The sequence below is a fragment of the Brachybacterium sp. p3-SID957 genome, from assembly GCF_025144775.1.
In the GTDB taxonomy this organism is placed as follows: Bacteria; Actinomycetota; Actinomycetes; order Actinomycetales; family Dermabacteraceae; genus Brachybacterium; species Brachybacterium epidermidis.
The window spans coordinates 1-23669 of the sequence record NZ_JALXKT010000030.1 but is presented as its reverse complement, the minus strand read 5'-3'; the positions used below and the strand labels follow the sequence as shown (position 1 = coordinate 23669).

Annotated in this window: 20 protein-coding genes; 9 read left to right on the top strand and 11 right to left on the bottom strand. The window is 71.3% G+C overall.

All coding sequences use genetic code 11. The features are described from left to right. Positions 1 to 142 precede the first annotated feature (142 nt). A complete protein-coding gene (locus M3B01_RS08160) occupies positions 143 to 1231 on the top strand; it encodes a Fic family protein (protein ID WP_233190888.1) in 1089 nt (362 codons plus the stop codon). Between the two features lie 30 nt (positions 1232 to 1261). Here M3B01_RS08160 and M3B01_RS08155 read toward each other — a convergent pair whose 3' ends face one another. The 9 genes from M3B01_RS08155 to M3B01_RS08115 form a co-directional block, all read right to left on the bottom strand. Next, the gene (locus tag M3B01_RS08155; protein ID WP_259791012.1) at positions 1262 to 1795 is read right to left on the bottom strand and encodes a cell wall metabolism sensor histidine kinase WalK; all 534 of its coding nucleotides are present in this window, start codon (positions 1793 to 1795) and stop codon (positions 1262 to 1264) included. A gap of 30 nt (positions 1796 to 1825) precedes the next feature. Then, complete coding sequence (locus tag M3B01_RS08150; RefSeq protein ID WP_259791009.1) at positions 1826 to 2491, bottom strand: histidine kinase dimerization/phospho-acceptor domain-containing protein; 666 nt, start codon at positions 2489 to 2491, stop codon at positions 1826 to 1828. Beyond that, entirely contained in the window at positions 2470 to 2970 is a 501-nt protein-coding gene (locus M3B01_RS08145; RefSeq protein WP_259791007.1) for a hypothetical protein, read from the bottom strand. The genes M3B01_RS08150 and M3B01_RS08145 overlap by 22 nt, the downstream gene beginning before the upstream one ends. A 333-nt stretch (positions 2971 to 3303) precedes the next feature. Next, positions 3304 to 3468, bottom strand: a complete 165-nt coding sequence (locus M3B01_RS08140) for a hypothetical protein (RefSeq protein ID WP_259791004.1) — start codon at positions 3466 to 3468, stop codon at positions 3304 to 3306. A gap of 23 nt (positions 3469 to 3491) precedes the next feature. Next, on the bottom strand, positions 3492 to 3845 hold the full coding sequence (locus M3B01_RS08135) for a PadR family transcriptional regulator (protein WP_259791001.1): 354 nt from the start codon (positions 3843 to 3845) through the stop codon (positions 3492 to 3494). A gap of 81 nt (positions 3846 to 3926) precedes the next feature. Then, complete coding sequence (locus M3B01_RS08130; RefSeq protein WP_259790998.1) at positions 3927 to 5318, bottom strand: TIGR01777 family oxidoreductase; 1392 nt, start codon at positions 5316 to 5318, stop codon at positions 3927 to 3929. A 91-nt stretch (positions 5319 to 5409) separates the two neighbouring features. Continuing rightward, positions 5410 to 5706, bottom strand: a complete 297-nt coding sequence (locus tag M3B01_RS08125) for a DUF4235 domain-containing protein (RefSeq protein ID WP_193866709.1) — start codon at positions 5704 to 5706, stop codon at positions 5410 to 5412. Positions 5707 to 5757: 51 nt separating this feature from the next. Then, positions 5758 to 6276: a DUF3618 domain-containing protein gene (locus M3B01_RS08120; RefSeq protein WP_259790995.1), complete on the bottom strand. Its 519-nt coding sequence runs from the start codon at positions 6274 to 6276 to the stop codon at positions 5758 to 5760. Between the two features lies 1 nt (position 6277). Next, a complete protein-coding gene (locus M3B01_RS08115; protein WP_259790992.1) occupies positions 6278 to 6688 on the bottom strand; it encodes a phage holin family protein in 411 nt (136 codons plus the stop codon). A 231-nt stretch (positions 6689 to 6919) separates the two neighbouring features. Here M3B01_RS08115 and M3B01_RS08110 point away from each other — a divergent pair, with 231 nt between their 5' ends. From M3B01_RS08110 to M3B01_RS08100, 3 genes are read left to right on the top strand one after another with little or no spacing between them, the layout of a single operon-like run. Further along, on the top strand, positions 6920 to 8008 hold the full coding sequence (locus M3B01_RS08110) for a YihY/virulence factor BrkB family protein (protein ID WP_259790989.1): 1089 nt from the start codon (positions 6920 to 6922) through the stop codon (positions 8006 to 8008). After that, a complete protein-coding gene (locus tag M3B01_RS08105) occupies positions 8008 to 8517 on the top strand; it encodes a DUF2243 domain-containing protein (protein WP_259790986.1) in 510 nt (169 codons plus the stop codon). Before M3B01_RS08110 ends, M3B01_RS08105 begins: the two co-directional genes overlap by 1 nt. Positions 8518 to 8527: 10 nt before the next feature. Continuing rightward, the gene (locus M3B01_RS08100) at positions 8528 to 9337 is read left to right on the top strand and encodes a cytochrome c oxidase assembly protein (RefSeq protein WP_259790983.1); all 810 of its coding nucleotides are present in this window, start codon (positions 8528 to 8530) and stop codon (positions 9335 to 9337) included. A 126-nt stretch (positions 9338 to 9463) separates the two neighbouring features. Here the strand turns inward: M3B01_RS08100 and M3B01_RS08095 are convergent, their stop codons facing one another. Further along, on the bottom strand, positions 9464 to 10144 hold the full coding sequence (locus M3B01_RS08095) for an LPXTG cell wall anchor domain-containing protein (RefSeq protein WP_193866713.1): 681 nt from the start codon (positions 10142 to 10144) through the stop codon (positions 9464 to 9466). Positions 10145 to 10617: 473 nt separating this feature from the next. Between M3B01_RS08095 and M3B01_RS08090 the strand changes: the two genes are divergently transcribed. From M3B01_RS08090 to M3B01_RS08080, 3 genes are read left to right on the top strand one after another with little or no spacing between them, the layout of a single operon-like run. Then, positions 10618 to 11739 (top strand): MoxR family ATPase, encoded by a 1122-nt coding sequence (locus M3B01_RS08090; RefSeq protein WP_259790980.1) that lies wholly within the window; start codon positions 10618 to 10620, stop codon positions 11737 to 11739. Next, the gene (locus M3B01_RS08085) at positions 11736 to 13157 is read left to right on the top strand and encodes a DUF58 domain-containing protein (protein WP_259790978.1); all 1422 of its coding nucleotides are present in this window, start codon (positions 11736 to 11738) and stop codon (positions 13155 to 13157) included. Before M3B01_RS08090 ends, M3B01_RS08085 begins: the two co-directional genes overlap by 4 nt. Continuing rightward, a complete protein-coding gene (locus M3B01_RS08080; RefSeq protein WP_259790976.1) occupies positions 13154 to 15748 on the top strand; it encodes a DUF3488 and transglutaminase-like domain-containing protein in 2595 nt (864 codons plus the stop codon). Before M3B01_RS08085 ends, M3B01_RS08080 begins: the two co-directional genes overlap by 4 nt. A 356-nt stretch (positions 15749 to 16104) precedes the next feature. Here the strand turns inward: M3B01_RS08080 and M3B01_RS08075 are convergent, their stop codons facing one another. Continuing rightward, positions 16105 to 17499, bottom strand: coding sequence for an NAD(P)/FAD-dependent oxidoreductase (locus M3B01_RS08075; protein ID WP_259790974.1), 1395 nt, complete (start codon positions 17497 to 17499; stop codon positions 16105 to 16107). A gap of 531 nt (positions 17500 to 18030) precedes the next feature. On the opposite strand from M3B01_RS08075, the gene M3B01_RS14635 reads away from it, so the two are divergent. After that, entirely contained in the window at positions 18031 to 20535 is a 2505-nt protein-coding gene (locus M3B01_RS14635) for a 5'-nucleotidase C-terminal domain-containing protein (protein ID WP_311203212.1), read from the top strand. Positions 20536 to 20698: 163 nt separating this feature from the next. Beyond that, positions 20699 to 23566, top strand: a complete 2868-nt coding sequence (locus M3B01_RS08060; protein WP_311203211.1) for an ExeM/NucH family extracellular endonuclease — start codon at positions 20699 to 20701, stop codon at positions 23564 to 23566. Positions 23567 to 23669: the final 103 nt, after the last annotated feature.

Genomic DNA, 23669 nt, shown 5'->3' with positions numbered 1-23669 from the left:
AGGTTCAGTTAACCTTATGCATCTAAGGTTTACTGAAGGGGTGCTCATGGGTATCCATGGCTCATGGCTGCCAGGCCGTCAGCAGCCCGACTTCCGAGGTGCGACGGCGGCGGAACGACGGGGCGGCGCCTACTCCTACTACGTGCCTGCACGTCTCGCCGAGCAGGACGTGGGAGCTCTGCTCGGGCGGGAGCTGCGGGAGGAAGCACTCGAGATCGCCAGCCTCATCACTGCGACCTCCGCGCAGGTCGATGAGGCGACGCGACGGGGCATCTACCCCCTGCTCCTGCGCTCCGAGTCCATCGCCTCCTCGCGGATCGAACGCGTCAATGCCTCCGGTCGGGACGTCTCCTACGCCCAGCTCGGCGATCAGCAGGACCACCTGCGCAATCACGAGGCCATGAGCGTGGCCCGCAACGTCCAGGCGACGCGCGACGCGATCGAGGAGCTCGCGGGGCGCGATGAATGGACCATTGGTGATGTCGAGCAAGTCCATCGTGCGCTGGGAGTGGTGGGCGCCTCGGAAGGTCTGCGCCGGGTGGACGTGTGGATCGGCGGCCGGGACAAGCTCCGCGCAGAGTATGTGGCCCCTCCGCCGGGTGAGGTCCCCGCCCTGGTGGAGGATTTCCTGCAGTACCTCAGCAGCTCCGGAGAGCATCCCCTTCTGCTCGCCGCCATCGGCCACCTGCAGTTCGAGTCCATCCACCCGTTCGAGGACGGAAACGGACGCGCCGGACGAGCACTGATCCACGCGGTCCTCGAACGTGGTGGCGTCGTGCGCTCCGGCCTCCTCCCCGTCTCCACCGCGATCCGTGCACGAGAGCGGGAGTACGTGCAGCATCTCAGCACTTCACGTACGGACGACCCGTCAGAGGCGGCGGAGGCACTGAACGCGTGGGTGCGATTCTTCGTCGAGATCGCCGCCGAGGCATGCGAGCGGATGCAGGGCGTCCAGGACGAGATCCGTGCCCTCGACACGCTGCTCGCGGAGAAGGCCGCGGGCCTGCGCGCCGATTCCTCGGCCCGCCGGATCCTCCCGGTCCTCAGGGAGCAGCCGGTCGTCACCGCGAAGTTCATCGCTGAGCAGCTGGGAGTCTCTGCAGTGGCCGCGCATCGCGCCGTGGACACCCTGGTCACCCGTGGGATCCTCACTCCGGGAACAGGTAGATACCGCCGCTCGGAAGCCTTCCAGGCGGACGATGTGCTGCGGGTGATCGACGGGGCGAGCTGAGGTGTGAGATCCAGGCCGCCCGCCGCCTGTTCACGCCCGATCCGCCCACTCGACCTCGTCCAGACCGAACCGGATGGTGAAGGTCGACCCCTCGCCCGGGCGGGAGCTCAAGCTGATCTGACCGCCGTGGGCGACCACGATCCGCCGGGTCAGCGACAGCCCGATGCCGTGGCCGGGGATGTCGCTGTTGCGGGCCGCCTCGGTGCGGTAGTAGTCGGTGAACAGGTTCGTCTGCTCCTGATCGGATATTCCGATCCCGGTGTCGGTGACCGCGAGCTCGAGATGGTGATCCTCCACCGCGGTGTGCACGCAGACGGTCCCGCCGCGCGGCGTGTACTTCAGGGCATTGGACAGCAGGTTCCCCACCGCCTGCTGGAGACGCTGCGCGTCCAGCGGGAGCTCCGGGGTCTCGACGATCTTGCGCTCCAGGGTGATGCCCCGCTCCTCGGCCCGCAGCGCCACCGACTCCGCGGCCTGCTGCGCTACCTCGGACAGGCGCGCCGGACGCAGCGTGAGCTGCTCCGTGCCCGAGCGGGCCACCTGATCCGCGAGCAGGTCCTGCACGATCAGCAGCAGCTGGTCCGCGAGCAGGTCCTACACGATCAGCAGCAGCTGATCCGCGTTGCGCTGCGCGACCTGGAGGTACGAGGCCGTCTGCCTCGAGAGGTCCCCGTCATCCTGAGCGAGCTCGAGGTAGCCGATCACGGAGGTCAGCGGGGTGCGGAGCTCATGGGAGACAGCGGCCACGAACTGCTCCTGAGAGCGCACCGTTTCGATGTACGAGGTGACATCGGAGAAGACCACCATCGCGCCCGAGCGCTCCCCTCGGTGATCGATGATCTGCCGGGCTGAGGCGGAGAACACGCTCGCCTCGCGCTGCAGCGGTCCCATCGCCACGAGCGAGTTGGTGAACGTCTCCTGCAGCACGGCGCGACGTACCGGACGCTGCTCGGGAGGCATTGGCAGAGCCGACCACGGATACCGAACGATCAGCTGGGACTCGTTCGGATCGTCGTTGCCCGGCGGGGAGGCAAGGTGATGGATCCGTCGCTGGGCGCGATTCATCAGCACATCGTGGCCATCACGATCCACCACCACGATCCCCACGTCCACGGAGTCGATCACGTTCTCCAGCAGCCGCTCCGACGCGGCTGCGGATTCGAGCAGCGACTCCTGCTCCGCAAGCGCCTCGGCGAGCTGCTGGCTCCGACCGTCCATCACCGTCAGCGCCCCGACGGTCAGCATTCCGATCTGCAGCACGATGAAGGGCACACCAGTGAATGCGCCACCGCGAGGGAGTCGATGTGCGAGGCGCGCACCAGCGAGGGCAGAGAGATCATCACCAAGGTGCACGCCACCGCGATCAGCACGTCATGACGCCGCAGCCGGGCGGCGAGCCACAGGGTGGGCACCCGCATCAGCAGCGAGATCGCGATTGTGTGCTCTCGGGCCGCATCCCGTGCGAGCGCGACCGCACCCATGTCCAGCACCGGCACCACCGCACCCCAGGCGGGCCTGACATCCTCCCACCGGACCGTGAGCGCGAGCATGGTCGCCAGGGCGAGCATGCCGAGAGCAGTGAGGTAGTTCGCGGCCAGCACCAGCTCGGGATGCGAGATGCTGACCAGCGCCGAGAACCCCACCAGCAGCGCCGCGAAGTACAGCTGCTTGGAATCTGTGCCCGAGGTGGGCGAGACAATGCCAGCGAGTCGACGAGTCAGCGACTTGGCGAGGTCCACGGGTGGGCTCCTTCGGCGAGGCGGGCGGGGCGCTCGGCCCGGCGCTGAGCGGAGCGTCCGCAGCCCACGCCGGTGCCCGCCACTCTACGAGTGTCCAGTCTCTCTGCGCTGAGGGAATCGCCTTTCTCACCCTTGTTCAGCCCGGTGTGTGAGGTCGGGGTGAGGCCCTCTCGCCCAGGTCCGGACCGCAGGGCATCTCCCGGGGCGGGGGGCGTCGTTTCGACCCGGGCGGCGCGGCGCGGCGCGGCGCGGCCGGTCTAGAACAAGCGGCATTGGCCGGGGCGCGTCCGCCGAACAGTCGGCCAGCACGGCACCGGAGCGGCCGGGCCGTTCTCAGCGGGCCGGGCCGGTGGAGCGCCGCGCCTTCACCCATCCACTGGCCGCATCCCACGCCGCGATGGCCGTCACGCCCACGCCCAGCAGCACACCGAGGATGCGCACCACGTCCGCATCCACGCCGTTGCCCAGGAGCACGGCCTCGGTGAACGCGGGGTTCACCAGCAGTCCCCGGCCCAGCAGGGTCAGTTCTCCTCGGTCGCGAGGGTGGGGGAGCCGGGGGTGAGGGATGCGATGGCTGCGGTCAGCGCCGTCCACTCCGAGGTGAGCGCATCGGCCAGGGAGATGCCGGTGGCTGAGGTGCGGTAGAACTTCCGCGGCCGGGCCTCCTCGGTGTTCCATTCGCTGGTGAGGTGGCCCTGCTTCTCCAGGCGGCGCAGCAGGGGGTACAGCGTGTTCGCGTCCGTGGCGAAGCCGAGGCGTTCGAGGTCCTGCAGCAGCCCGTAGCCGTAGCCGGGGGCGCGCAGCAGCTGCAGGCAGGCCAGCACCACGGTGCCGCGCCGCAGCTCCTGCAGGTGGGTATCGAACACATCGTTCATGGAACACACGATACTGTGTGGCACACACTATGACAATGGGTTCGCGCGGCATTGGCCCTTATCGTGGGCCGGCCGTGCGGATCAGCGCCGCAGCACGTGCCGCAGGGCGCCCTCCAGCTCGGGGTGCGCCGCCTGGAAGCCGCTGGCGCGCAGATGCTCATCGCTCACCCGCTGATCGGTCTCCACGATCGCGCGTGCCCCCTCCCGGCCCAGCACCAGTCGCGGACCGAACGGCGGCACCGGCACGGCGGAGGGGCGGTGCAGCACCCTGCCCAGGGTGCGGGCCAGCTCGCCGGCCGTCGTCGGCTGCGGGGCCACCGCGTTCACCGGGCCGTCGAGCGCGTCGGTGAGCAGGGCGTGCACGTAGCTGCGCGCCATGTCATCCAGCGTGATCCAGCTGATCGCCGCGTCCCGAGAGGTGAGCGGGCCGCCCACACCGGCCAGGAACAGCGGCAGCTGCGGTGCCAGCGCACCTCCCACATCGGTCAGCACGATCCCGGTGCGCACAGCGCAGGTGCGCACCCCCGCCTGGGCGGCCGGAGCCATCTGCTCCTCCCACGCCCGGCACACGTTCGCCAGCACGTCCTCGCCCGGTGCGGAGTCCTCGGTGAGCAGCTCACCGGGGCGCCTCGCACCGTAGTAACCGATGCCGCTGGCCTGCACCAGAATGCGCGGCCCGGACCCGCTGCGGGCCAGCTGGGCCAGGGTGCGGGCGATCAGCCCCGACGAGGAGGTGCGGGAGGCCAGGATCTCGTGCTTGGCGCGGGCCGTCATCCGGGTCGCGATGCTGCGCCCGGCCAGGTTCACCACCGCATCGACCCCCTCGAGGTCCGACGGATCCAGCACCCCGGCCGCCGGGTCCCACGCGATCTCCCCCTCGCCCGCCCGCCTGCCCCGCACCATCCGCAGCACGCGGTGCCCACCGGTGCTCAGCAGCGCGGTCAACTGCGTGCCGATCAAACCGGAGGCCCCGGCCACCGCCACCGTCAGGCGCGGCACACCTGCCAGGCGCCGATGCAGGTCCAGATCCTGCTCCAGCTGCGCGGCCCGGAAGTCCAGCATCCGCCGCACCTGGCCAGCGGCGATGCGCTCGCCGATCCCGGCCCCTCGCGGCAGGCGGGGGTCGATGGTCTCCTGCAGTCGCGTGTTCGCACCGTCGTCGGTCTGCTCCATGTGGTGGTGGTGCCGCCAGGCGCGGAACGGGCCGGTCACCTGCGCATCCACGAAGGAGAAGGAGGTGGGGGTCTGCGTGACGTCGCAGTGCTCGAGGGTCCATTCCGGGCGGATCCGTCCCAGCTGCGCGGGACCCAGACGGGTGCGCACCCGCGTGCCGTCCTCGATGCCGCCCTGGCGAGGATCCTCCACGCTGCCCAGCGCCGGCGGGATCATCCGCACCAGTGCGCCCGGCCGCTGATGCCAGGCCACCACGTCCTCCAGCCGATGGGGGATCACGGAGCTGAGCTCGATGCGCATGAGGGCACGATACGCCCCGGCCCCGTGGACACGGCAGCCATGAGCCGGGGCAAGGCCAGCCGCACCGCCTCGCAGTAGGGGATGAGCCGCGTCAGTCGCCGGGCCACTCACCGACCACGCGCTCGAAGGCACGTGCGCCGCCACGCTCCATCAGTGCCTTGATCGTGGCGTACAGCGCTCCCTGCAGGGCGGCGGCCGCCAGGATCTCCCACAGCGGAAACTCGGACTGCAGAGCGGACGGGGCGTCGTCGACGGACTTCGGCGACGCCTTCTTCCACACCTGCTTGAACACGATGCCGGCGAGGGCGCCGCTCAGCACGCCGCTGAGGATGCCGACCGGGCGGTACAGCACCTTTGCGGAGGTGCTGGTGGTCTTCTTGTGGGCCATCGGGGTCTCCTTCGTCAGGGGGTGGGTCTGGCGGTGGGCGTCGGGCCGCGTTCAGTGATCCCGGCGCACCAGCAGCGCGACCAGGGCCGCCAGGGCACCGGTGGCGGCACCGGTGGCCACGAACACGGCCGGCGCGGCAGCAGCACCGGTGCGAGAATCAGTTGTCCGTTCAGCACGGATCTCGGTGACGGTACCGGGCGGGACGGGGACGGTCTCCGGTGCGGTACCCGCATCGGAACGGTTGTCGCCGCGCGATGTCAGACTGTCGATCCGCTCACGGGCCTGTCCTTTGACCGACTCGACCCGGCCCAGGGCCTCCGCCTTCAGGTGCGCGGCCCGCTCGCGAGCCCGCCCCTTGACGTCCGCGACCTGGCGCTGCGCCTGCACCTTGGGGTTGAGCTGGTCGGAGAGCGCGCTGACGGTCTCTCCCAACTCCCGCCGGGTCAGGGCGATGTCGGTCTCGAGCTCCTCGGCCGATGCGTCATCACCCGGTTCCGGTGGCAGTGCACCGCCGCGGGTGCGGGGGGCGGGGTCGCGGTCGGCGGGCAGGTGGGAATGGCTGGTGCTCATGTCAGATGCTCTCCTTGATCTCATCGATGTCGCGCTGGACGGTCTCGACGGTGCGCTCCGGTACGGGGGTGAGGCCCTCCGCCTTCTTCTTCCCCACCAGGGCGGCGATGCCCGCGGCGATGAACACGACCACGGTGACGATCAGGGCCGCCGCCCAGGCGGGCAGGAACAGGGCGAGCACGAGGATCAGGGTCGCCAGGAGGCATCCCAGGCCGAACCAGGCCAGCACAGCCCCGGCGCCGAATAGGCCGGCGGCGGTGCCGCCCTGCTTGGCCTTCTCGGTGTACTCCACTCGGGCCAGCCGCAGCTCGTCCCGCACCAGGCGGGTGGTCTGCTCGGTCATGCGGTCCACCAGGTCCGCGACGGTCGGCTCTGTACCCGGCTGCTTCTGGGGCGGGTAGGCAGTGCTCATGGACAGCTCCTCTCGAGGGGTGCGCGGGCTTGTCAGCCAGCGCCGCGCCGTTCCCGGTGCCGCTCGGCGCGGCCGCGGTTCTGGGAAGGAGGATACGGGCCGCAGGCGTGGAAAAGCGGGGACGGATGGTCATCGACCGGTCGGTCGCGCATACCAGGGCTTTGTCGCGTGCTCCTCCTACACTCGGCGGTGGAGACCTTCAAGCCCGCCACCTGGCGATAGGACGTGACGATGAGCTCGACCACCACAGGCCACCGGGACGACCCGGCCGACGCCCCCCACCCCGAGGATGACCGCAAGCCCGACAGTCCCACCGAGGTCACCAAACCGTCCTGGAAGTACATCCTGCGCACCACCGTGCGGGAGTTCAGCGCGGACGGCTGCACCGATCTCGCCGCCGGACTGACCTACCGCACCGTGCTGTCGATCTTCCCGGCCCTGATCGCGCTGGTGTCGATCCTCAGCCTGTTCGGGCAGAGCGAGTCCTCGGTGACTGCGGTGCTCGACCAGGCCGAGGGCATCGTCCCGGCGGACATGTGGCAGACGGTGCGACCCGCCCTCGAATCGATCCTCACTGCCCCCGCGGCGGGCCTGGGGCTGATCATCGGTCTGCTCACCGCACTGTGGTCCGCCTCCAGCTACACCAAGGCCTTCGGTCGGGCGATGAACACCATCCACGACGTGCCCGAGGGGCGCGGTGCGATCAAGCTGAACGTGCAGATGTACCTGCTGACCGCCCTGTTCCTGCTGCTGGGCGTGATCGGGCTGATGATCTTCGTGCTCTCGGGCCCGGTGGCGCAGGCCGTGGGAGACGCGATCGGTCTGGGCAGTGCAGCGGTCGCCGTCTGGAACATCGCCAAGTGGTTCGTGCTGGCTGCGATCGTGGTGCTGGCGGTGGCGCTGCTGTACTACGCCACCCCCAACGTCCAGCAGCCCAAGTTCCGCTGGATGAGCCTGGGTGCGCTGCTCGCCATCATCGTGGCCGTCCTGGCCAGCGTGGGGTTCTTCCTGTACGTCTCCAACTTCGGCAACTACAACGCCACCTACGGGGCGCTGGCCGGCGTGATCATCATGCTGCTGTGGATCTACATCATCAACGCCATCCTGCTGTTCGGTGCGGAGGTGGACAGCGAGATCGAGCGTGGGCGTGAGCTGCAGGCCGGCATGCCCGCCGAGGAGGAGCTCCAGCTGCCCGCCCGGGACACCAAGGCCAGCGACAAGAAGGAGAAGAAGTACCAGGAGGATCTGGAGCGCGGCCGCAACCTGCGCGAGAGCGCCGGCCGCAGCCAGGAGGACCCGCATCGCACCGAGGAGGAATGATGTCCACCGCTGAGACGCGAGCGGGTTCAGGCGGAGGCGCCGTCGCCCCGGCCCGCACTAGGCGGGCCCGGGAGCGCCGCACCGTGGCCTCCGGCTTCCTGTTCGGCTGCGGCATCGCCGCCGCCATGATCGACCTGTTCATCTTCCATCTGGGCCTGCAGTGGCACCACTTCTACGACCTGTCCACCACCCAGGTGGCGCTCACCGCCGACGGGTTCTTGCACGCCTTCGCCTGGTTCATCACCGTGTGGGGCCTGTTCCTGCTGGCCGACGTGCGGCGCCGCGGCCACGTGGCCTGGCCCCGCTGGACCGCCGCGGTGATCACGGGAGTCGGGTTCTTCCAGCTGTTCGACGGGGTGGTCAACCATAAGATCCTGGGCATCCACCAGGTGCGCTACGGCGTGGACCTGCTGCCCTACGACGTGGCCTGGATCGGTTCGGCGATCGTGCTCTTGCTGATCGGCCTGGCGATGCTGTGGCGCACCCGCCTGGCCGCATCCTCCTGCTGAGAGCCCGGGAATGGGACACGATCACACCGGTCACGCCGCGAGCTCGGCCGGATGGGCGCTGTTCGAGATAGCGGCCGTCGTGGTTCTGCTCGCCGCAGCGCTCGCCTACGCGGTGGCGCTGTGGGCGGCCCGCGACCGCAGCCCCTGGCCGCTGCGCCGCACGCTGTTCTGGTACACGGGGCTGGTGAGCCTCGGGGTGGGGATCGCGGGCCCACTGGCGCAGGCAGCGCATGCGAGCTTCACCGCCCACATGGCGGCCCACCTGCTGCTGGGCATGACCGGTCCGCTGCTGCTGGTGCTGGGCGCCCCCATCACCCTGGCCCTGCGGGCACTGCCGGTGGCGGGGGCGCGGGCCCTCACCCGCATCCTGCGCACCCCGTACGTGCGGGTGGTCACCCATCCAGCGGCCGCGGCCCTGCTCAACGCCGGGGGTCTGTGGCTGCTGTACACCACGACGCTGTACACGCTGATGCACGAGTCGGTGCTGGTGCACGCGATGGTGCACGTGCACATCGTGCTGGCCGGCTACCTGTTCACCGCCTCGCTGATCGGGCCGGACCCGGATCCGCACCGGTCCTCGATGGCGGTGCGGTCGGTCGTGCTGATCGTGTTCATCGCCGCGCACTCCGTGCTGGGCAAGTGGCTGTACGCCTACCCGCCGGCAGGGGTGGATGCGGCCGATGCTCGGCGCGGTGCACAGCTGATGTACTACGGCGGCGACGTGGTGGACGTGCTGATCATCGTGCTGCTGTTCGCCGGCTGGTACGCCGCGACCAGGCCTCGGCACGGGCTCCAACCGGCGTACGCCAACGGAGCCTGAGCTTGCCCGCGGGGGCAGAGCGTGCCAGGCGGCCTGAGCGCCGCACCGGGGTGGAGGGCGCGAGCGTCGCCTGGCCTGAGCCGCCTAGCGGTGCCTTTCGAGTGCGACGAGGCTACGGCGTGTGCTTCAGCGCTCGTTGCGGCGCCGCTGAAGCCAGACCATCCCAGCACCGGCAGCCATGGCCAGTGCCGTGAATGCGGCGGCCGCGGAAATCTCGGTTCCGGTCTTGGCCAGCTCACCGCCGCCGTCGGCCGCCTCAGCATTGCTGCCCGTAGCCTCGGACGAGTTGCCGAACGCACCCGCAAGGGCCTCACCCAGGGTCACGGACAGTGCACCCAGGCGCTGCTGCGGTGCGGTGGGCTGGGACTTCCCACTGCCGGAGAAGTCACGAGTTCCCGTCTCGGGAGCGGCCGGCAGTTCGGCGCCGGCCCGCGGGGAGCTGGGCTGCTGACCACTGGCCGAGGGAGCGGGGCTGTTGGAGCCGGGGAAGTCCTTGATCGGGGTGGACGGGCTACCGGTTTCGGGGGCGGAGTTACCCGGGGTCGTGCCCGGCTTGTTCTCCTGGTTGCCCGTGCCGCCACCGTTGTTGCCGGTGCCCGTGTTGTCGCCGCCCGTGTTGTCGTCGTCCGGGTTGTCGCTGCCGGGGGTGTCGTCGTCCGGGTTGTCGCTGCCGGGGGTGTCGTCGTCCGAGTTGTCGCCGCCGGGGTTGTCTCCGGGGTTGCCGTCGCCGGGGTTGTCTCCGCCGCCGCCCTCGCCCTCCTCGACAGTCAAGGTGGCGCTGGCCTGCTCCTGGCTGTCAATCAGCACACTGACCCTGTACGAGCCAGGACCTGGAGCACTGATCTGCGTGTTGAAGCGACCGTTGATTACCTCCGCAGGTTTGTGTGTCGTCTGCCCACCGCCTCCGATGACCGCGATGCTCACTCCTGTTACGCCGTCGTAGCAGTCCCCTGAGACATTGAATATCTCGCCGGCCTTGACTGTGTTCGGTGCTAGAACGATCTTCTCTGCGGCACAACCGGTCTCCATCGGCGCCACCCCACCCAGCGGCGCGGCGTTGGCGGCTGCCGGTCCCATCACGCAGGCAGCAGCGAGCATCACGCCGGCGCCCAGGCGCGCGGGAGCGGTTCGTCGGCGAACGGACACAGAAGACTCCTCAGCAAAAGAAGGGGGTTCAGCCATACTCTAGGGGGACGCGCCGCTGTTGTCCGCCCCATGCGTCGATCCGTGGACGAACTTCTCGTGAACACCACGTCGGCCCCGGTCCCCAGGAGCCGTCCTTGCCCCACGCCGAACTCCAGCCCGACCGCCCCGACTCCCACCCCGGGACCACCTCGGGGCCCCACCGCGATTCCCGCGCTGACCTCGCCGACCCCATGGTCGGCAACCCCATGCCGACGCGCGCCGAGAACGCCGCCCCCGCGTCGGACGAACCGCTCGCGGAGCGTGCCGCCCAGCGGATCGCGGAGGAGTCCCAGGCTGTCGTGGAGGAGATCACCACCGTGGTGGAGGGCAAGCCGGAAGTGGCCCGCATCGCAGTGCTGGTGCTGCTGGCCGGCGGGCACCTGCTGATCGAGGACATCCCCGGGGTGGGCAAGACCATGCTCGCCAAGTGCCTGGCCGCTGCTCTGGGCGCCCGCCAGCACCGCATCCAGTTCACCCCCGACCTGCTGCCCGGAGACGTCACCGGCGCGAGCGTGTTCAACCAGGCCACCAGCGAGTTCGAGTTCCGTCCCGGCGCTGTGTTCACCCAGGTGCTGCTGGCCGACGAGATCAACCGCGCCTCCCCCAAGACCCAGTCGGCCCTGCTGGAGGCCATGGAGGAGCGGCAGGTCACCGTCGACGGCGCCACCTACCCGCTGTCCGAGCCGTTCATGGTGGTGGCCACCGCCAACCCCGTGGAGATGGAGGGCACCTACCGCCTGCCCGAGGCGCAGCGGGACCGCTTCCTGGCCCAGACCACCATGGGCTACCCGCTGGCCGGCGCCGAGGTGCGGATGCTCGATGCCCAGACCGGGCCCGTGCGCGAGGGCGACCGTGAGGTGCTGGACTCCGTGCGCGCCCGCACCAGCCCCGAGGCGATGGCCCGTCACGTCCGCGACGTGCGCCGCGTGTACGCCTCCCCGCCGCTGCTGGAGTACGTGGTGCGCCTGGCCGAGGCCACCCGCACCCACCCCCAGGTCACCCTCGGTGCCTCGCCTCGCGCCGCCGTGCACCTGGTGCGGGCCGCCAAGGCGCGCGCCGCGATGGACGGCCGCACCTTCGTCGAGCCCCAGGACGTGCGCGCCATGATCATGCCGGTGTGGCGCCACCGGCTGCACCTGACCCCGCAGGCCCTCTCCCGCGGCGCCGGCGGCGGGGACCTGCTGGACCAGGTGCTGCGCACCACCTCGGTGTCGTGACACCCTCGCCGGGCCACCACGCACCGCCCCCCGCACAGCCCGGGGAGCGCACCGGCGACCGTGCGGCGAGAACCACCACCTCCATACGGCCCACGGTGCGCGCGATCGTGGTCGCGGTGTGCGCTGTGGCGCTGTGGATCCTTGCCGACCTCACCCGCGTGATGCCCGCCCGGGTGCTCGCCGCCGCACTGCTTCTCACCCTGGCCGTGGGAGGCGCCTGCATCCTGCTGAGCCTGGTGGGCCTGCACGTGCGCCGCCGCGTGGTCGAAGAGGTGGTCCCGGTCGGCAGCCGCGCCCGCATACAGGCGGAGCTGGCCCCGAAGGCCCTGCTCACCACCGTCCCCCTGGGCCGCGCAGTGCTGCGCGAGGACCTGCCCGAGGAGCTCGGCGGCCGCGGCGACCTCCCCCTCGCGCACCGCATGCCCCACGCCCTGACCGTGACCCGTCGCGGCACCCACCCCATGGGGGCGCTCAGCATCGTGGTGCGGGACGTGTTCGGCATGTTCCACCTGGACCGCACCATCCACGACGACGCCCGCATCATCGGCCTGCCCGTCGCCGAGCAGATCGACCCGGCCGCCGCCCGCGCCACCGGCATCGCCCACCAGGGCCAGCAGGCTGCCGCCACCGCCCCGGGCATCGGCGAGATCGGTCCCATCGCCCGCCCCTACGTGGCGGGGGACGACATCCGCCGCATCCATTGGCGGGCCAGCGCCCGCACCGGCTCCCTGATGACCCGGGAGGACGAGCCGCCGGTCGGCCGCACCGCCCTGATCGTGCTGGACAACCGCCGCAGCGGCAGCCAGCCGCACCAGACGGGGCCCGTCGGTCGAGGGGCGGAGCAGCCCCGGCCCGTCGGGGCCCATGCCCAGCAGCCCCGGCCCGGCGGGGCCCATGCCCAGCAGCCCCCGTTGGCCGCCCTCATCGCGGCCGAGGACCGACTGGTGGACCACGCCGCCTCCGTGCTGGCCGGGCTGCGCTCCCACGGCTGGGAGGTGCGGGTGGTGGACGCCGACGGCGATGAGATCACCCGCGCCGAGCGCCACCGCGCTGGCGCCTCCCTGCTGGGCCGCGAGGCCGATGCGATGGGGGAGCGGGCCTCTCTGATGGCCCTGGCCGACCTCGGCTTCGACGACTCCGCGCCCACCCCGCGGCAGGCCCAGGGAGGCGAGCACGCCACCGGGCACCCCCAGGTGGTGGTGGCGCTCGGCATCGACGACGGCACCCCCTTCGACGGCCTCGAGCTGGACCGCTTCGCCGGCCGCGCCCGCCACCGCACGGCCATCGCCCTGCTGCCCGAGGCCGGTGGTACCGGCCCCACCTCGACCACCGTGAACGGCTGGATGCTGGTGCGCGGTCACGTCGACCATTCCCTGAGCGATCTGCTCACCGCCGCCGGCCCGGGGGAGGCGACATGAGCCCCCTGCTGGGCCGCCCCGGCCTGCACGGAAGCCACCTCCTGCGCCGGGCGCTGCTGCTGGCCGTGAGCATCCTGATCGCCTCGGCGCCCCTGTCGATCCTGCTGGCGGGCTCCAGCTGGTTCGTGCTCACCGCGATGGCCGTGGTCTGCGTGATCGGCTCCGGGGTGCTGCTGCGCATCCTGCTGCGCTCCTCCGTGCTGGTGCCGCTGCTGCAGCTGGCGGTGGCGGCGGGCCTGATCATCACCCTGCAGCGGCTGCGGGGGCTGATCCCCATCGGCGACGGGCCGCGCGGCATCATCACGGCCCAGGACGACATCATCGTCGCCGGCTTCCAGGAGCTCGCCGGGAGCTGGCCGCCGGTGGTGCTGCAGGGACCGGGCGCGGTGGTGGTGCTGCTGCTGATCAGCCTGGTGGTGCTGGGCCTGGACCTGATGTTCCTGGACCTGGGCTGGCACACGCCCACGGCCCTGGTGCTGATGGGCTTCATGCTGGCGCCCGCCCTGCAGCAACCCGCCGGGGGGCCCTGGTGGACACTGCTGGGACCGGTGGTGGCGGGGCTGCTGATCCTCACCGCCCGCACCCTGCACGGCGACCCCTCCTACCTCGAGGGCGATCAGCGCCCCCAGGCCGGGCCCCTGCCCCGCGGGGGTCGCACCGCCGCGGCCGTGGCCGTGTGCTGCCTGCTGGTGGCGGGCACCACCCTGCCGCTGTCCCGCGCCCTGCCGCAGACGGCCCCGCCGCGGATCCCGCTGTCCCTGGACGTGGTCAACGCCTGGCAGGGCAGGAACGCCCCCGCGCCGGGCCCGGTGATGATCGACGACAGCGTCTCGGTGCGCCAGGACCTGCTGCGCGGCGAGGAGCACGAGGTGCTGCGCTACACCACTGACGACGAGAACCCCTCCTACCTGCGCCTGCACACCATGTACCGGTACGAGGACGGGGACTTCGTGACCGGGCCCGGCATGCCCCCGGTGGCCGACGGCGCCCCCGCCCCCTTCTCCGACCTGCAGACCGATCACGCGCCCCGCGACGCGCGCACCGATCACCTGGCCTCCACCGAGATCAGCCTCACCGGCTTGGGCGGCAGCACCCTGCCGATGCCGCAGAACGTGCGCGGCCTGTTCGGCCCCATGGTCGAAGGCACCTCCGTGGTGCCCGGCGACCCCGGCCAGGTGCAGACCCTCGGCGGCGTCGGCACCGACGGGTTCCAGTACGGCGTCGCCCACGAACCTCGCCCGACCACCCCCGAGCAGCTGCGCGCCGTCCCTGCCGATCAGCTCCGGCAGCCCCTGGACATGGGGGTGATCACCGGGGAGATCCCGCAGGTCACCGTCGATCTCGCGGATCGTCTGGCCGCGGAGGCCCAGGCCGAGAACGCCTACGACACGGCCGTGGCCTACCAGGAGTTCTTCCGCACCACCTTCGCGTACTCCCTGACGGTGCGCACCCCGCCCGGGGCCGACCCGGTGGAGACGTTCCTCGAGGACCGCATCGGCTACTGCGAGCAGTTCGCCGCCACCTTCGCGCTGATGATGACCTCCCAGGGGTACCCCACGCGCGTGGTCATCGGCTTCACCGCCGGTCAGCGTGACGGCGACACCTGGGTGGTCACCAACCACAACGCCCACGCCTGGCCCGAGGTGTGGTTCGGCCCCGAGCACGGCTGGGTCCCGTTCGAGCCCACGCCCCCGGCCGCCACCAGCGGCGTGAACCCGCCCGCCCACACCGACTCCGATGCCGGCACCGCCGACGAGGAAAACCCCACCCCCGAGCAGGAGGCCACCCCCACCCCCGAGCAGGAGGCGACGCCCACCGAGGAGGAGACCCCCGAGGCGGAGCAGACGGATCCCACCCCTGAGACGGAGGATCCCACCACCGGCGCGGACGACGCCGGCCAGGGCAGCGGGCAGGATGCGGGCGAGGGCGCCGGGAGGCAGCCCTGGGGCGTGCTGGTGGGCCTGCTGGGCCTGGGCGCTGCGGCGGCCGCGGTGACGTGGGCCCAGCGCAGGCAGGCGGCCGTGCGGGAGCAGCGCTGGGCAGAGGCCGCTGCGGAGGGCCCGGGAGAGCTGACCGCCCTGGCCTGGTCGCAGCTGGAGGCGGCCCTGCGGGCCCGGCAGCGGCGACTGCGATGGCTGGGCTGGACAGGCTGGTACGGCAGGCCCCCGGTGCACCTGCAGCTGGATCCCGCCCTGCCGCCGCAGGAGGCGCTGACTGCTCTGGTGGAGCGTGCCCGGGAGGGGCGGATCCCCGTCGAGCAGCAGCACGAGCACGCCGCTGCCCGACTGGGCCGGGCCGTGCACGTGGCCCGCTACGCACCGTCCGGGGGGCAGTCTGGTGCTGGTGCTGGTGCTGGTGCTGGTGCTGGTGCTGGTGCTGGTGCTGGTGCTGGTACTGGTGGGTCTGCGGGTGCGCCGGGTAGTGCGCCCGCTGGTGCTGGTGCTGGCGGTGCAAGGGCTGGTGCGCCGGGCGGTGCGGGGGCTTCCGGCTCCGGCGCGTCGGCCCTGGGCGAGGCGGCCGGGGGAGTGCTGCGGCAGGACACCGAGACCCTGACCGAACTGCTCACCCGCGCCCCGAGCCGACCCAACTGAACCGGGGCGGCGCGGGCGCGGGGCGACCTGGCGACTGAACCGGAGCGGGGCGGGGCGGCGCGGTACGGGCGCGCGGCGACTTGGCGACTGAACCGGGGCGGGGCGGCGGGGGCGGGGGCGGCCGCGGGGCGCAGAACCTCCCTCGACCTCGAGGCAGTTGGCGGTTAGGGACCTCGATACCGCCAACTGCTCACACCTCGGCCGCGGGCGGGTCGCCCTTCTGGTGTTTCGGCCCGCCCGGTGACCGCCTGTGCGTCGGTCGGCCGGCTCGGTGACCGCCTGCGCATCGGTCGGTCCGCCCGGTGACCGCCTGTGCGTCGGTCATCCGGCCCGGTGACCGCCTGCGCGTCGGTCGGTCAGCCCCGTGCGCCCTCGCCGAACTTGCGCTTCGGCGCCTGCTCCTCGAACGCCCGGGCCGCCCCCAGGGAGTCCACCTCACCCACCACCGGGTTCGGCTGGTGCGTGTGGCGGGTGCCGCCGTACAGCGAGAGCAGGTTCATCGACACGGCCCGCTGGTTGCGGTGACCCAGCAGCTGGCCCACGTGCACCGCCAGCCATGCCGCCCAGCCGATCGAGCCGGACAGGTCGGGGAAGGAGGGGATCTCGGCGATCGCGGCATGGCGGCCGATGGTGGCCATGGTGCCGGGGTTCTTGTACCGGAACGCGGTCAGGGGCTTGCCGGCCACCTCGGCCGCGATCATCCGGGCCACGTGCTTGCCGCCCTCCACCGCGGGGCGGGCCAGCTGCGGGAGGCCGTGCTCGCCGCCTGCCATGTCACCGGCTGCGTACACCCCGGGGAAGCCCTCCACCTGCAGGTGCTCGTCCACCACGATGCGGCCGCGGTCGTCCTGCGGCAGGCCCCACTGGGCGACCTCGTCGGGGATCCCCACGCCGGCCGCCCAGATGGTGATGTCGGCCTCGAGCACGCGACCGTCGGCCAGGCGCACGAAGTCGTACCCCACCTCCGCCACGCCCTCGCCGAGCGCCAGGGTGACCCCGCGCTCCTCCAGCTCGCGGGCCGCGTACTTGCGGAAGCTGGGGCGGAACTCCTTGATCAGCTCCTTGCCGCGCTGGATCAGGGTGATCTGCAGGGTGCCCGGGTCCATCTCCGGGTACAGGATGTCCAGCTCCTGCCTGCGGAAGTCGGCCAGGGCGCCGGCGATCTCCACGCCGGTGGGGCCGCCGCCCACCACCGCCACGTTCAGGCGGTCCTCGAATCGCCGGCCGGCGGCGTGCGCGGCGGCGCTCTCCCGGCTGGAGCGCTCCAGCTCGGCGAACACCCGGTCGCGGATGGCCAGGGCCTGGGAGCGGGTGTACATCGGCATGGCGTGCTCCTCGGCCCCCTTGGTGCCGAAGAACGTGGTGGTGGCGCCGCCCGCGAGCACCAGGTAGTCGTACTTCATCTCCACCGTGCGGTCCCCGCCGCCCTCGATGGAGACGATCCTGCGCTGCGGGTCCACACCGGTGACCTCACCCTGCCGGTAGCGCATGTTCGGCACCGTCAGCGACAGCCCGCGCAGGAACATGGTGACGTCCCCGGGGTTCAGACCGGCCGTGGCCACCTGGTACAGCAGCGGCTGGAACGTCTTGTACACGTTGCGGTCGATCAGTGTCACGCGCACCCGGGCATCGCGCAGCCCCAGCACCGCGTTCGCGCCGGCGAAACCACCGCCCACGATGACCACATGGGGCCAGCTGGCACCGTCCTTCGCGGGGACGGCACGGCGGCGACGAGTCAGACCGAGGACCATGGGGAGCTCCTTCGAAGCAGGGCACTGCGCGAAGCGGCGACCACGGGCCGTGGGCCGGGGCGGGCCATCGGCCGGGCGGGCCACCGAGCGGCAGCGCGCGTCGGGACTGTGACGACACTAGGCCACCGGGACGCGCGGTGCGAAGGGGCGGTGGCTAACGGTGGGTAGGAGAGGTGGTCGACGGTGGGTAGGAGAGGTGGCCGACGGTTTGTAGGGGAGGGGGTCGGTGGCCGGGTCGAGGAGCGGTGCGCAAGGGAGGTTGTCGGTGGCCGGGTCGCGGAGCGGCCCGAGCGCGGGGCCGGCCCACCCCGCTCCGCCCCACCCCGCATCGTCAAGATGCGGCAAAGCCCCACCCATTGCCCGGTCAAACCGTGACCCTGGGGGATCGAGGCAGGTGAACATCGGATGACACCTTTCCTCCGCGAGGGCGAATCCCTCGGCGTGTCGAGCAGCACGTGAGGTTTGATGGCTGGTGCCACCATCGGCGCCGTCGTCGCCGTTCCGCGTCACTTCCTCCTCAGGAGCATCGTCATGTTCGTACCCCCTGCCCGCCGGGTCGCGCGCGGTGCGTCCGTGGGCCTGGGCGCCGCTGCCCTCGCCTTCGGTGCCGCCGTGGTGCCGCTCGGATCCGCCGCTGCCGCCGCGCCCGGTGAGACCGTCACGCTGGTCACCTTCAACGACTTCCACGGCGCACTGAGCGTCGGAAAGCCCTTCGCCTGCACGGTCACCAACGCCCTGTCCGGCAACGCGAACTCCGGGCTCATCTCCGCCGGCGACAGCGTGGGTGGCTCCGAGTTCGCCTCCGCCGTGCAGAACGACGAGCCCACCCTCGACTTCCTGAACGCCCTGGGCGTGCAGGCCACCGCGGTGGGCAACCACGAGTTCGACCAGGGCAAGGACGACCTGATGAACCGGATCGTCCCCAACTCCGACTTCCCGACGCTGGCCGCGAACGTCTACCAGGCCGACGGCTCCCGCCTGCTGGAGCCCTACGCGATCGTCAAGGCCGGGGGTGTGAAGGTCGCCGTGGTCGGCGCTGTCACCACCCTGACCCCTTCCAAGGTGAGCCCGGTCGCCGTCGAGGGTCTGGAGTTCCGTGACCCGGTGGATTCCGTGAACGCCGCCGTCGAGGAGCTGAAGGCCTCCGGCGAGGAGTTCGACGTCATCGTCGCCTCGTACCACGAGGGCGCCGGCGCCTCCGCCGACCCCGGCACTGCTCCCTCCGCCGGAGACCGCGCGATCTTCACCAAGATCGTCGAGCAGACCTCCGCCGATGTCGACGCGATCTTCAACGGCGACTCCCATCGCGAGTACGCCTACGACGCGCCTGCCCCGGACGGCGAGGTGCGCCCCGTCGTCCAGGCCGGCTCCAGCGGCTCCCACATCGGCTCGGTCGAGCTCGTGCTCGGGGACGACGGCGACTGGGACGTCGTCAAGGGCGGCACCCAGCTGATCCCCGTGAAGACCGTCAAGGACTCAACCGAACCCACCGCTGAAGCGCTCGAGGGCTGCTCCGCCGATCCGAAATACCGCGCCGCCGCCGGCGTGGTGGACCAGGCCCTCGAGAACGCGGAGGCAGTGGGTGCAGAGCCTGTCGGCAGCGTCGACGGAGACCTGACCTCTGCCTGGAACTCCAGCAAGGCCCAGTACGTGGACGGCACCTGGACCCGCACCGACGAGGCTGCGGCCAAGGGCGATGACCGCTCCCGCTTCTCCGCCGCCGGCAACATGCTGGCCGACTCGATGAAGTGGTTCCTCGAGGACCGCGGCGGCTATGAGGGCCAGGAGATCATCGGCTTTATGAACCCCGGCGGCATCCGCGCCGAGTTCTGGTACGAGGCCTCCGGCAGCGAGGGCGATGGCGTGGTCACCTACGCCGAGGCCAACAACGTCACCCCCTTCGGCAACACCCTGAACTCCGGTGAGGTCACCGGCGCGCAGTTCAAGCAGATCCTCGAGGAGCAGTGGCGGATCGCCGACGGCAAGGAGGCCTTCCTCGCCTTCGGTGTCTCCGAGAACGTCACCTACGCCTACGACCCCACTCGTGAGCTGGGTGATCGCATCATCGACCTCAAGATCAACGGTGAGCCGATCGACCCGGAGGCCACCTACACGATCGTGGCGGCCAGCTTCCTGTTCGAGGGAGGCGACGGCATGACCACCCTGGCCCAGGCCTCCAACATCCGCGACACCGGCGTGCTGGACCGCGATGCACTGTCCACCTACTTCGACCAGAACTCCCCGATCGCCCCGGACTACGCGCAGCGTCAGCTGTCGGTGCAGATCCTGGAGAGCGGCGAGTACGACGACGAGGAGGGCATCGACCAGGATCCGGTACTGCGACTGGGCAACCTGGAGTCCCTGAGCCTGGGCGCCCCCCAGATCGAGAAGGTCATCGTGGACGCCGGCGAGTACGGCACCTTCGAGGCCCCCTACGTGCTCGACGAGGAGTCCGGCCGCTACTTCGGCGACGTCACCCTCACCGACTGGCTGTGCGTGCCCGAGGGCACCTCGGTCCCGCTGACCATCACCGCTGTGCCGGAGACCGGTTCGGAGTTCACCATCGAGGTTCCCTCCTTCACCTGGACCGAGGGTGGCCCGCCTGCCTCCTGCGAGGATGACGACCAGGGCGAGCCCGGCAAGCCCGGTGAGCCTGGCGAGCCTGGCGAGCCCGGTGAGCCCGGCAAGCCCGGTGACGACGGGCAGCCCGGCAAGCCCGGTGACGACGGGCAGCCCGGCAAGCCCGGTGACGACGGGCAGCCCGGCAAGCCCGGTGACGACGGGCAGCCCGGCAAGCCTGGTGAGCCCGGCAAGGGCGAGAAGCCCGATCACGAGCCCGGCAAGCCCTCGGACAAGCCCGGCACCCCCGGCAAGCCTGCTGACCGCCCCGGCCAGCAGCCCGCCCCGGCCGACCGCGGTCGCTCCGACCTGGCCCGCACCGGCTCCGAGGTCGTTCCCTGGGCCGCTGGCATCGCCTTCGCGACCGTCGCCGGCGTGGGCGCACTGGGCCTGCGCAACCGCCTGACCCGCGACTGATCCCCACCAGGACGGTCCCGTACATCACGTGAGTGGAGGTGAGTGGTCGCTTCAGCACCCCTGAAGCAGCCATTCACCTCCACTCACCGCTGTGAGCGTCACTCTCACCCACCCTCGCCCGCACTCCCCGCCACCCGACCCTCCCCACCTCCCAGGAGACCCCATGAGCACCCGCACCATCGGAGACGGCCTGCGCAGCCGCCTCGCCCGTGTCGGCGGCGCCGCTGCCGCCCTCGCCGTCGGCATCAGCATGGCCCCCGCCATCACCCCCACCGCCCAGGCCGCCGTCGTCGCCCCCGGCGACGTCCAGATCAACGAGGTGTACGGCGGCGGCGGCAACTCCGGCGCCGCCTACCAGAACGACTTCGTGGAGCTGCGCAACACCGGCTCCGAGCCCGTCAGCATCGACGGCTGGTCCCTGCAGTACGCCTCTAAGACCGGCACCTTCAACAACACCGTGGCTCTCAGCGGCACCATCGCCCCCGGTGACACCTTCCTCGTCCAGCTCGCCGCCGGCAACGGCAACGGCGAACCGCTGCCGGGCGCGGACCTCACCGGCGGCATCAATGCCTCCGGCACTGGCGGCGTGTTCGCGCTGTCCGACGCCTCCGGCAAGCTGGCCTGCACCGGCACCGCCTGCGCGGAGGACCCGGCCGTGGTGGACCTCGTGGGCTGGGGAGGTGCCTCCACCTACTCCGGCGAGGCCCCCGCGCCCGCCACCACCAACGCCACCTCCGCGGCCCGCGTGGCCGCCACCGGCGAGAACTCCACCGACTTCGCCGCCGGTGACCCCACGCCCGCCCCGTCGGGCACCCCCACCGATCCGACCGACCCCGGCGACCCCGAGCCCGACCCTGAGCCCGAGCCGGACCCGGAGCCCGCCCGGGAGGTCAGCATCGCGGAGATCCAGGGCGCCGGCAGTGCGAGCCCCCTGGTGGGCCAGACCGTCACCACCGAGGGCGTGGTCACCGCGGTGTACGCCACCGGCGGCCTGAACGGCTACGTGATCCAGACCGGCGGCACCGGCGGCGCGCTCTCCTTCGACACCCACGAGGGCTCCACCGCCGTGTTCGTGTACTCGCGCGACACCGCCGGCCAGGTGGCCATCGGCGACTCAGTGCAGGTCACCGGCGAGGTCTCCGAGTACTACGGCTCCACCCAGATCACTGTCGCGGCCGATGGCCTCACCAAGCTCGACCAGGCCCTGCCCGTCGTGGAGCCGGTGACGCTGGATGCCTTCCCCACCGACGAGACCCAGCGCGAGTCCCTCGAGCACATGCTGTACCTGCCCGGCGCCGGCGACTTCACCGTCACGAACGTGTACAACACCAACCGCTACGGCGAGGTGGGCCTCGCGATCGGCGATCAGCCCCTGCGCCAGGCCGGTGACGTGATGCGCCCCGGTGCCGAGGCCACCGAGTACTACAACGCCCAGGCCGACAAGCTGGTGCTGCTGGACGACGGGAAGACCACCGACTTCTCCCGCAACCCTGAGCAGCCCATGAGCTGGCTGACCGTCGAGGAGCCCGTGCGCGTGGGCGCAGCGGCCACCTTCACCGAGCCGGTCGTGGTGGCCTACTCCTTCGACCAGTGGCGGCTGAACACCACCACCCCGTGGGAGTCGTCCGGCACTGACGGCGTGGACTTCGAGAACACTCGCCGGGCCACCCCTGATGAGGTGGGCGGTGACCTGCAGGTCGCCACCTTCAACGTGCTGAACTACTTCACCACCCTCGGTGAGGACATCCCCGGCTGCACGCCGTACACCAACATGGACGGGGAGGGCACCAACGTGCGCGGCGGCTGCCTGCCCCGTGGTGCCTGGGACGAGACCAGCTTCGAGCGCCAGGAGTCCAAGATCGTCGAGGCGATCTCCTCCACCGACGCCGAGGTGGTGGGCCTGATGGAGATCGAGAACTCCGCCCGCCTGGGCGAGACCCCCGACGAGGCCACCGCCACCCTGGTCGCCGCGCTGAACGAGCGCGACGGCGAGGGCACCTGGGCGTACATCCCCACCGCCCCCGCCTACGAGGCGCAGGGCACCGACGGCGGCCAGGACGCCATCACCAACGCCATCATCTACAAGCCCGCCGAGGTCAGACCCGTGGGCGATGCGCAGATCCTGGTGGGCGATCCGGCCTTCGACAACGCCCGCGAGCCCATCGGCCAGGTGTTCGTGCCGATCACCGAGGGGGCCGACGGCGAGACCGTCGAAGGCGAGCCCTTCTTCTTCGTGGTCAACCACTTCAAGTCCAAGGGCTCGGCCGACGCCGAGGACGCGAACCTGCCAGAAGACCCGGTGCAGGGCAACGCCCGCACCTCCCGCCTGCAGCAGGCCGAGGCGCTCAGCACCTGGGCCACCGCCACGGCCGCAGAGCTGGGCGTGGAGGACATCCTGCTGGGAGGCGACTTCAACGCCTACACCCAGGAGGAGCCCCTGCAGCTGTTCTACGACCAGGGCTACACCAACCTCGGTGATCAGTTCGATCCCGAAGGCTGGTCCTACAGCTTCGGCGGCATGGTGGGCTCCCTGGACCACGTGATCGCCAACGCCTCGGCCACCGAGCGCATCACCGGCGCCACCGACTGGTCCATCAACGGCCCCGAGTCCGTGATGACCCAGTACTCCCGCTACCGCAACAACACGGTGAACATCTACGAGCAGGGCGTGTTCGGATCTTCCGACCACAACCCGCTGATCGTGGGTCTGGACGCCGGGTTCCCGGTCGTCGAGGAGCCCACCGATCCCGAGCAGCCCGGCACCCCGGGTGACGGTGACGAGCCCGGTGACGGCGATCAGCCCGGTAAGCCCGGGGACGACGACAAGCCGGGCAAGGGCAGCGACCGTCCCGGGAACAACCCCGGCAAGGCTCCCGGTCACGCGGGCAAGCCCGGCAGGCCCGATCACGCGGGCAAGCCCGGCAAGCCCGATCACGCGGGCAAGCCCGGCAAGCCCGATCACGCGGGCAAGCCCGGCAAGCCCGATCACGCGGGCAAGCCCGGCAAGCCCGATCACGCGGGCAAGCCCTGAGTGGGTGCCCGCGGTGACGTGGCCGGCGCCGCCGATGGTTCCTTGGCCGTGACCGGCACCGAGGCGGGAGGCATGCTCGCCGCCCTCGGTGTGCTGCTGGTCT

Coding starts and splice junctions, on each gene's coding strand:
- M3B01_RS08120 (WP_259790995.1), bottom strand. CDS start 6,276: ATGAGCACCAGCCATTCCCACCTGCCCGCCGACCGCGACCCCGCCCCC.
- M3B01_RS08115 (WP_259790992.1), bottom strand. CDS start 6,688: ATGAGCACTGCCTACCCGCCCCAGAAGCAGCCGGGTACAGAGCCGACC.
- M3B01_RS08130 (WP_259790998.1), bottom strand. CDS start 5,318: ATGCGCATCGAGCTCAGCTCCGTGATCCCCCATCGGCTGGAGGACGTG.
- M3B01_RS08060 (WP_311203211.1), top strand. CDS start 20,699: ATGAGCACCCGCACCATCGGAGACGGCCTGCGCAGCCGCCTCGCCCGT.
- M3B01_RS08110 (WP_259790989.1), top strand. CDS start 6,920: ATGAGCTCGACCACCACAGGCCACCGGGACGACCCGGCCGACGCCCCC.
- M3B01_RS08125 (WP_193866709.1), bottom strand. CDS start 5,706: ATGGCCCACAAGAAGACCACCAGCACCTCCGCAAAGGTGCTGTACCGC.
- M3B01_RS08080 (WP_259790976.1), top strand. CDS start 13,154: ATGAGCCCCCTGCTGGGCCGCCCCGGCCTGCACGGAAGCCACCTCCTG.
- M3B01_RS08105 (WP_259790986.1), top strand. CDS start 8,008: ATGTCCACCGCTGAGACGCGAGCGGGTTCAGGCGGAGGCGCCGTCGCC.
- M3B01_RS08135 (WP_259791001.1), bottom strand. CDS start 3,845: ATGAACGATGTGTTCGATACCCACCTGCAGGAGCTGCGGCGCGGCACC.
- M3B01_RS08100 (WP_259790983.1), top strand. CDS start 8,528: ATGGGACACGATCACACCGGTCACGCCGCGAGCTCGGCCGGATGGGCG.
- M3B01_RS14635 (WP_311203212.1), top strand. CDS start 18,031: ATGTTCGTACCCCCTGCCCGCCGGGTCGCGCGCGGTGCGTCCGTGGGC.
- M3B01_RS08075 (WP_259790974.1), bottom strand. CDS start 17,499: ATGGTCCTCGGTCTGACTCGTCGCCGCCGTGCCGTCCCCGCGAAGGAC.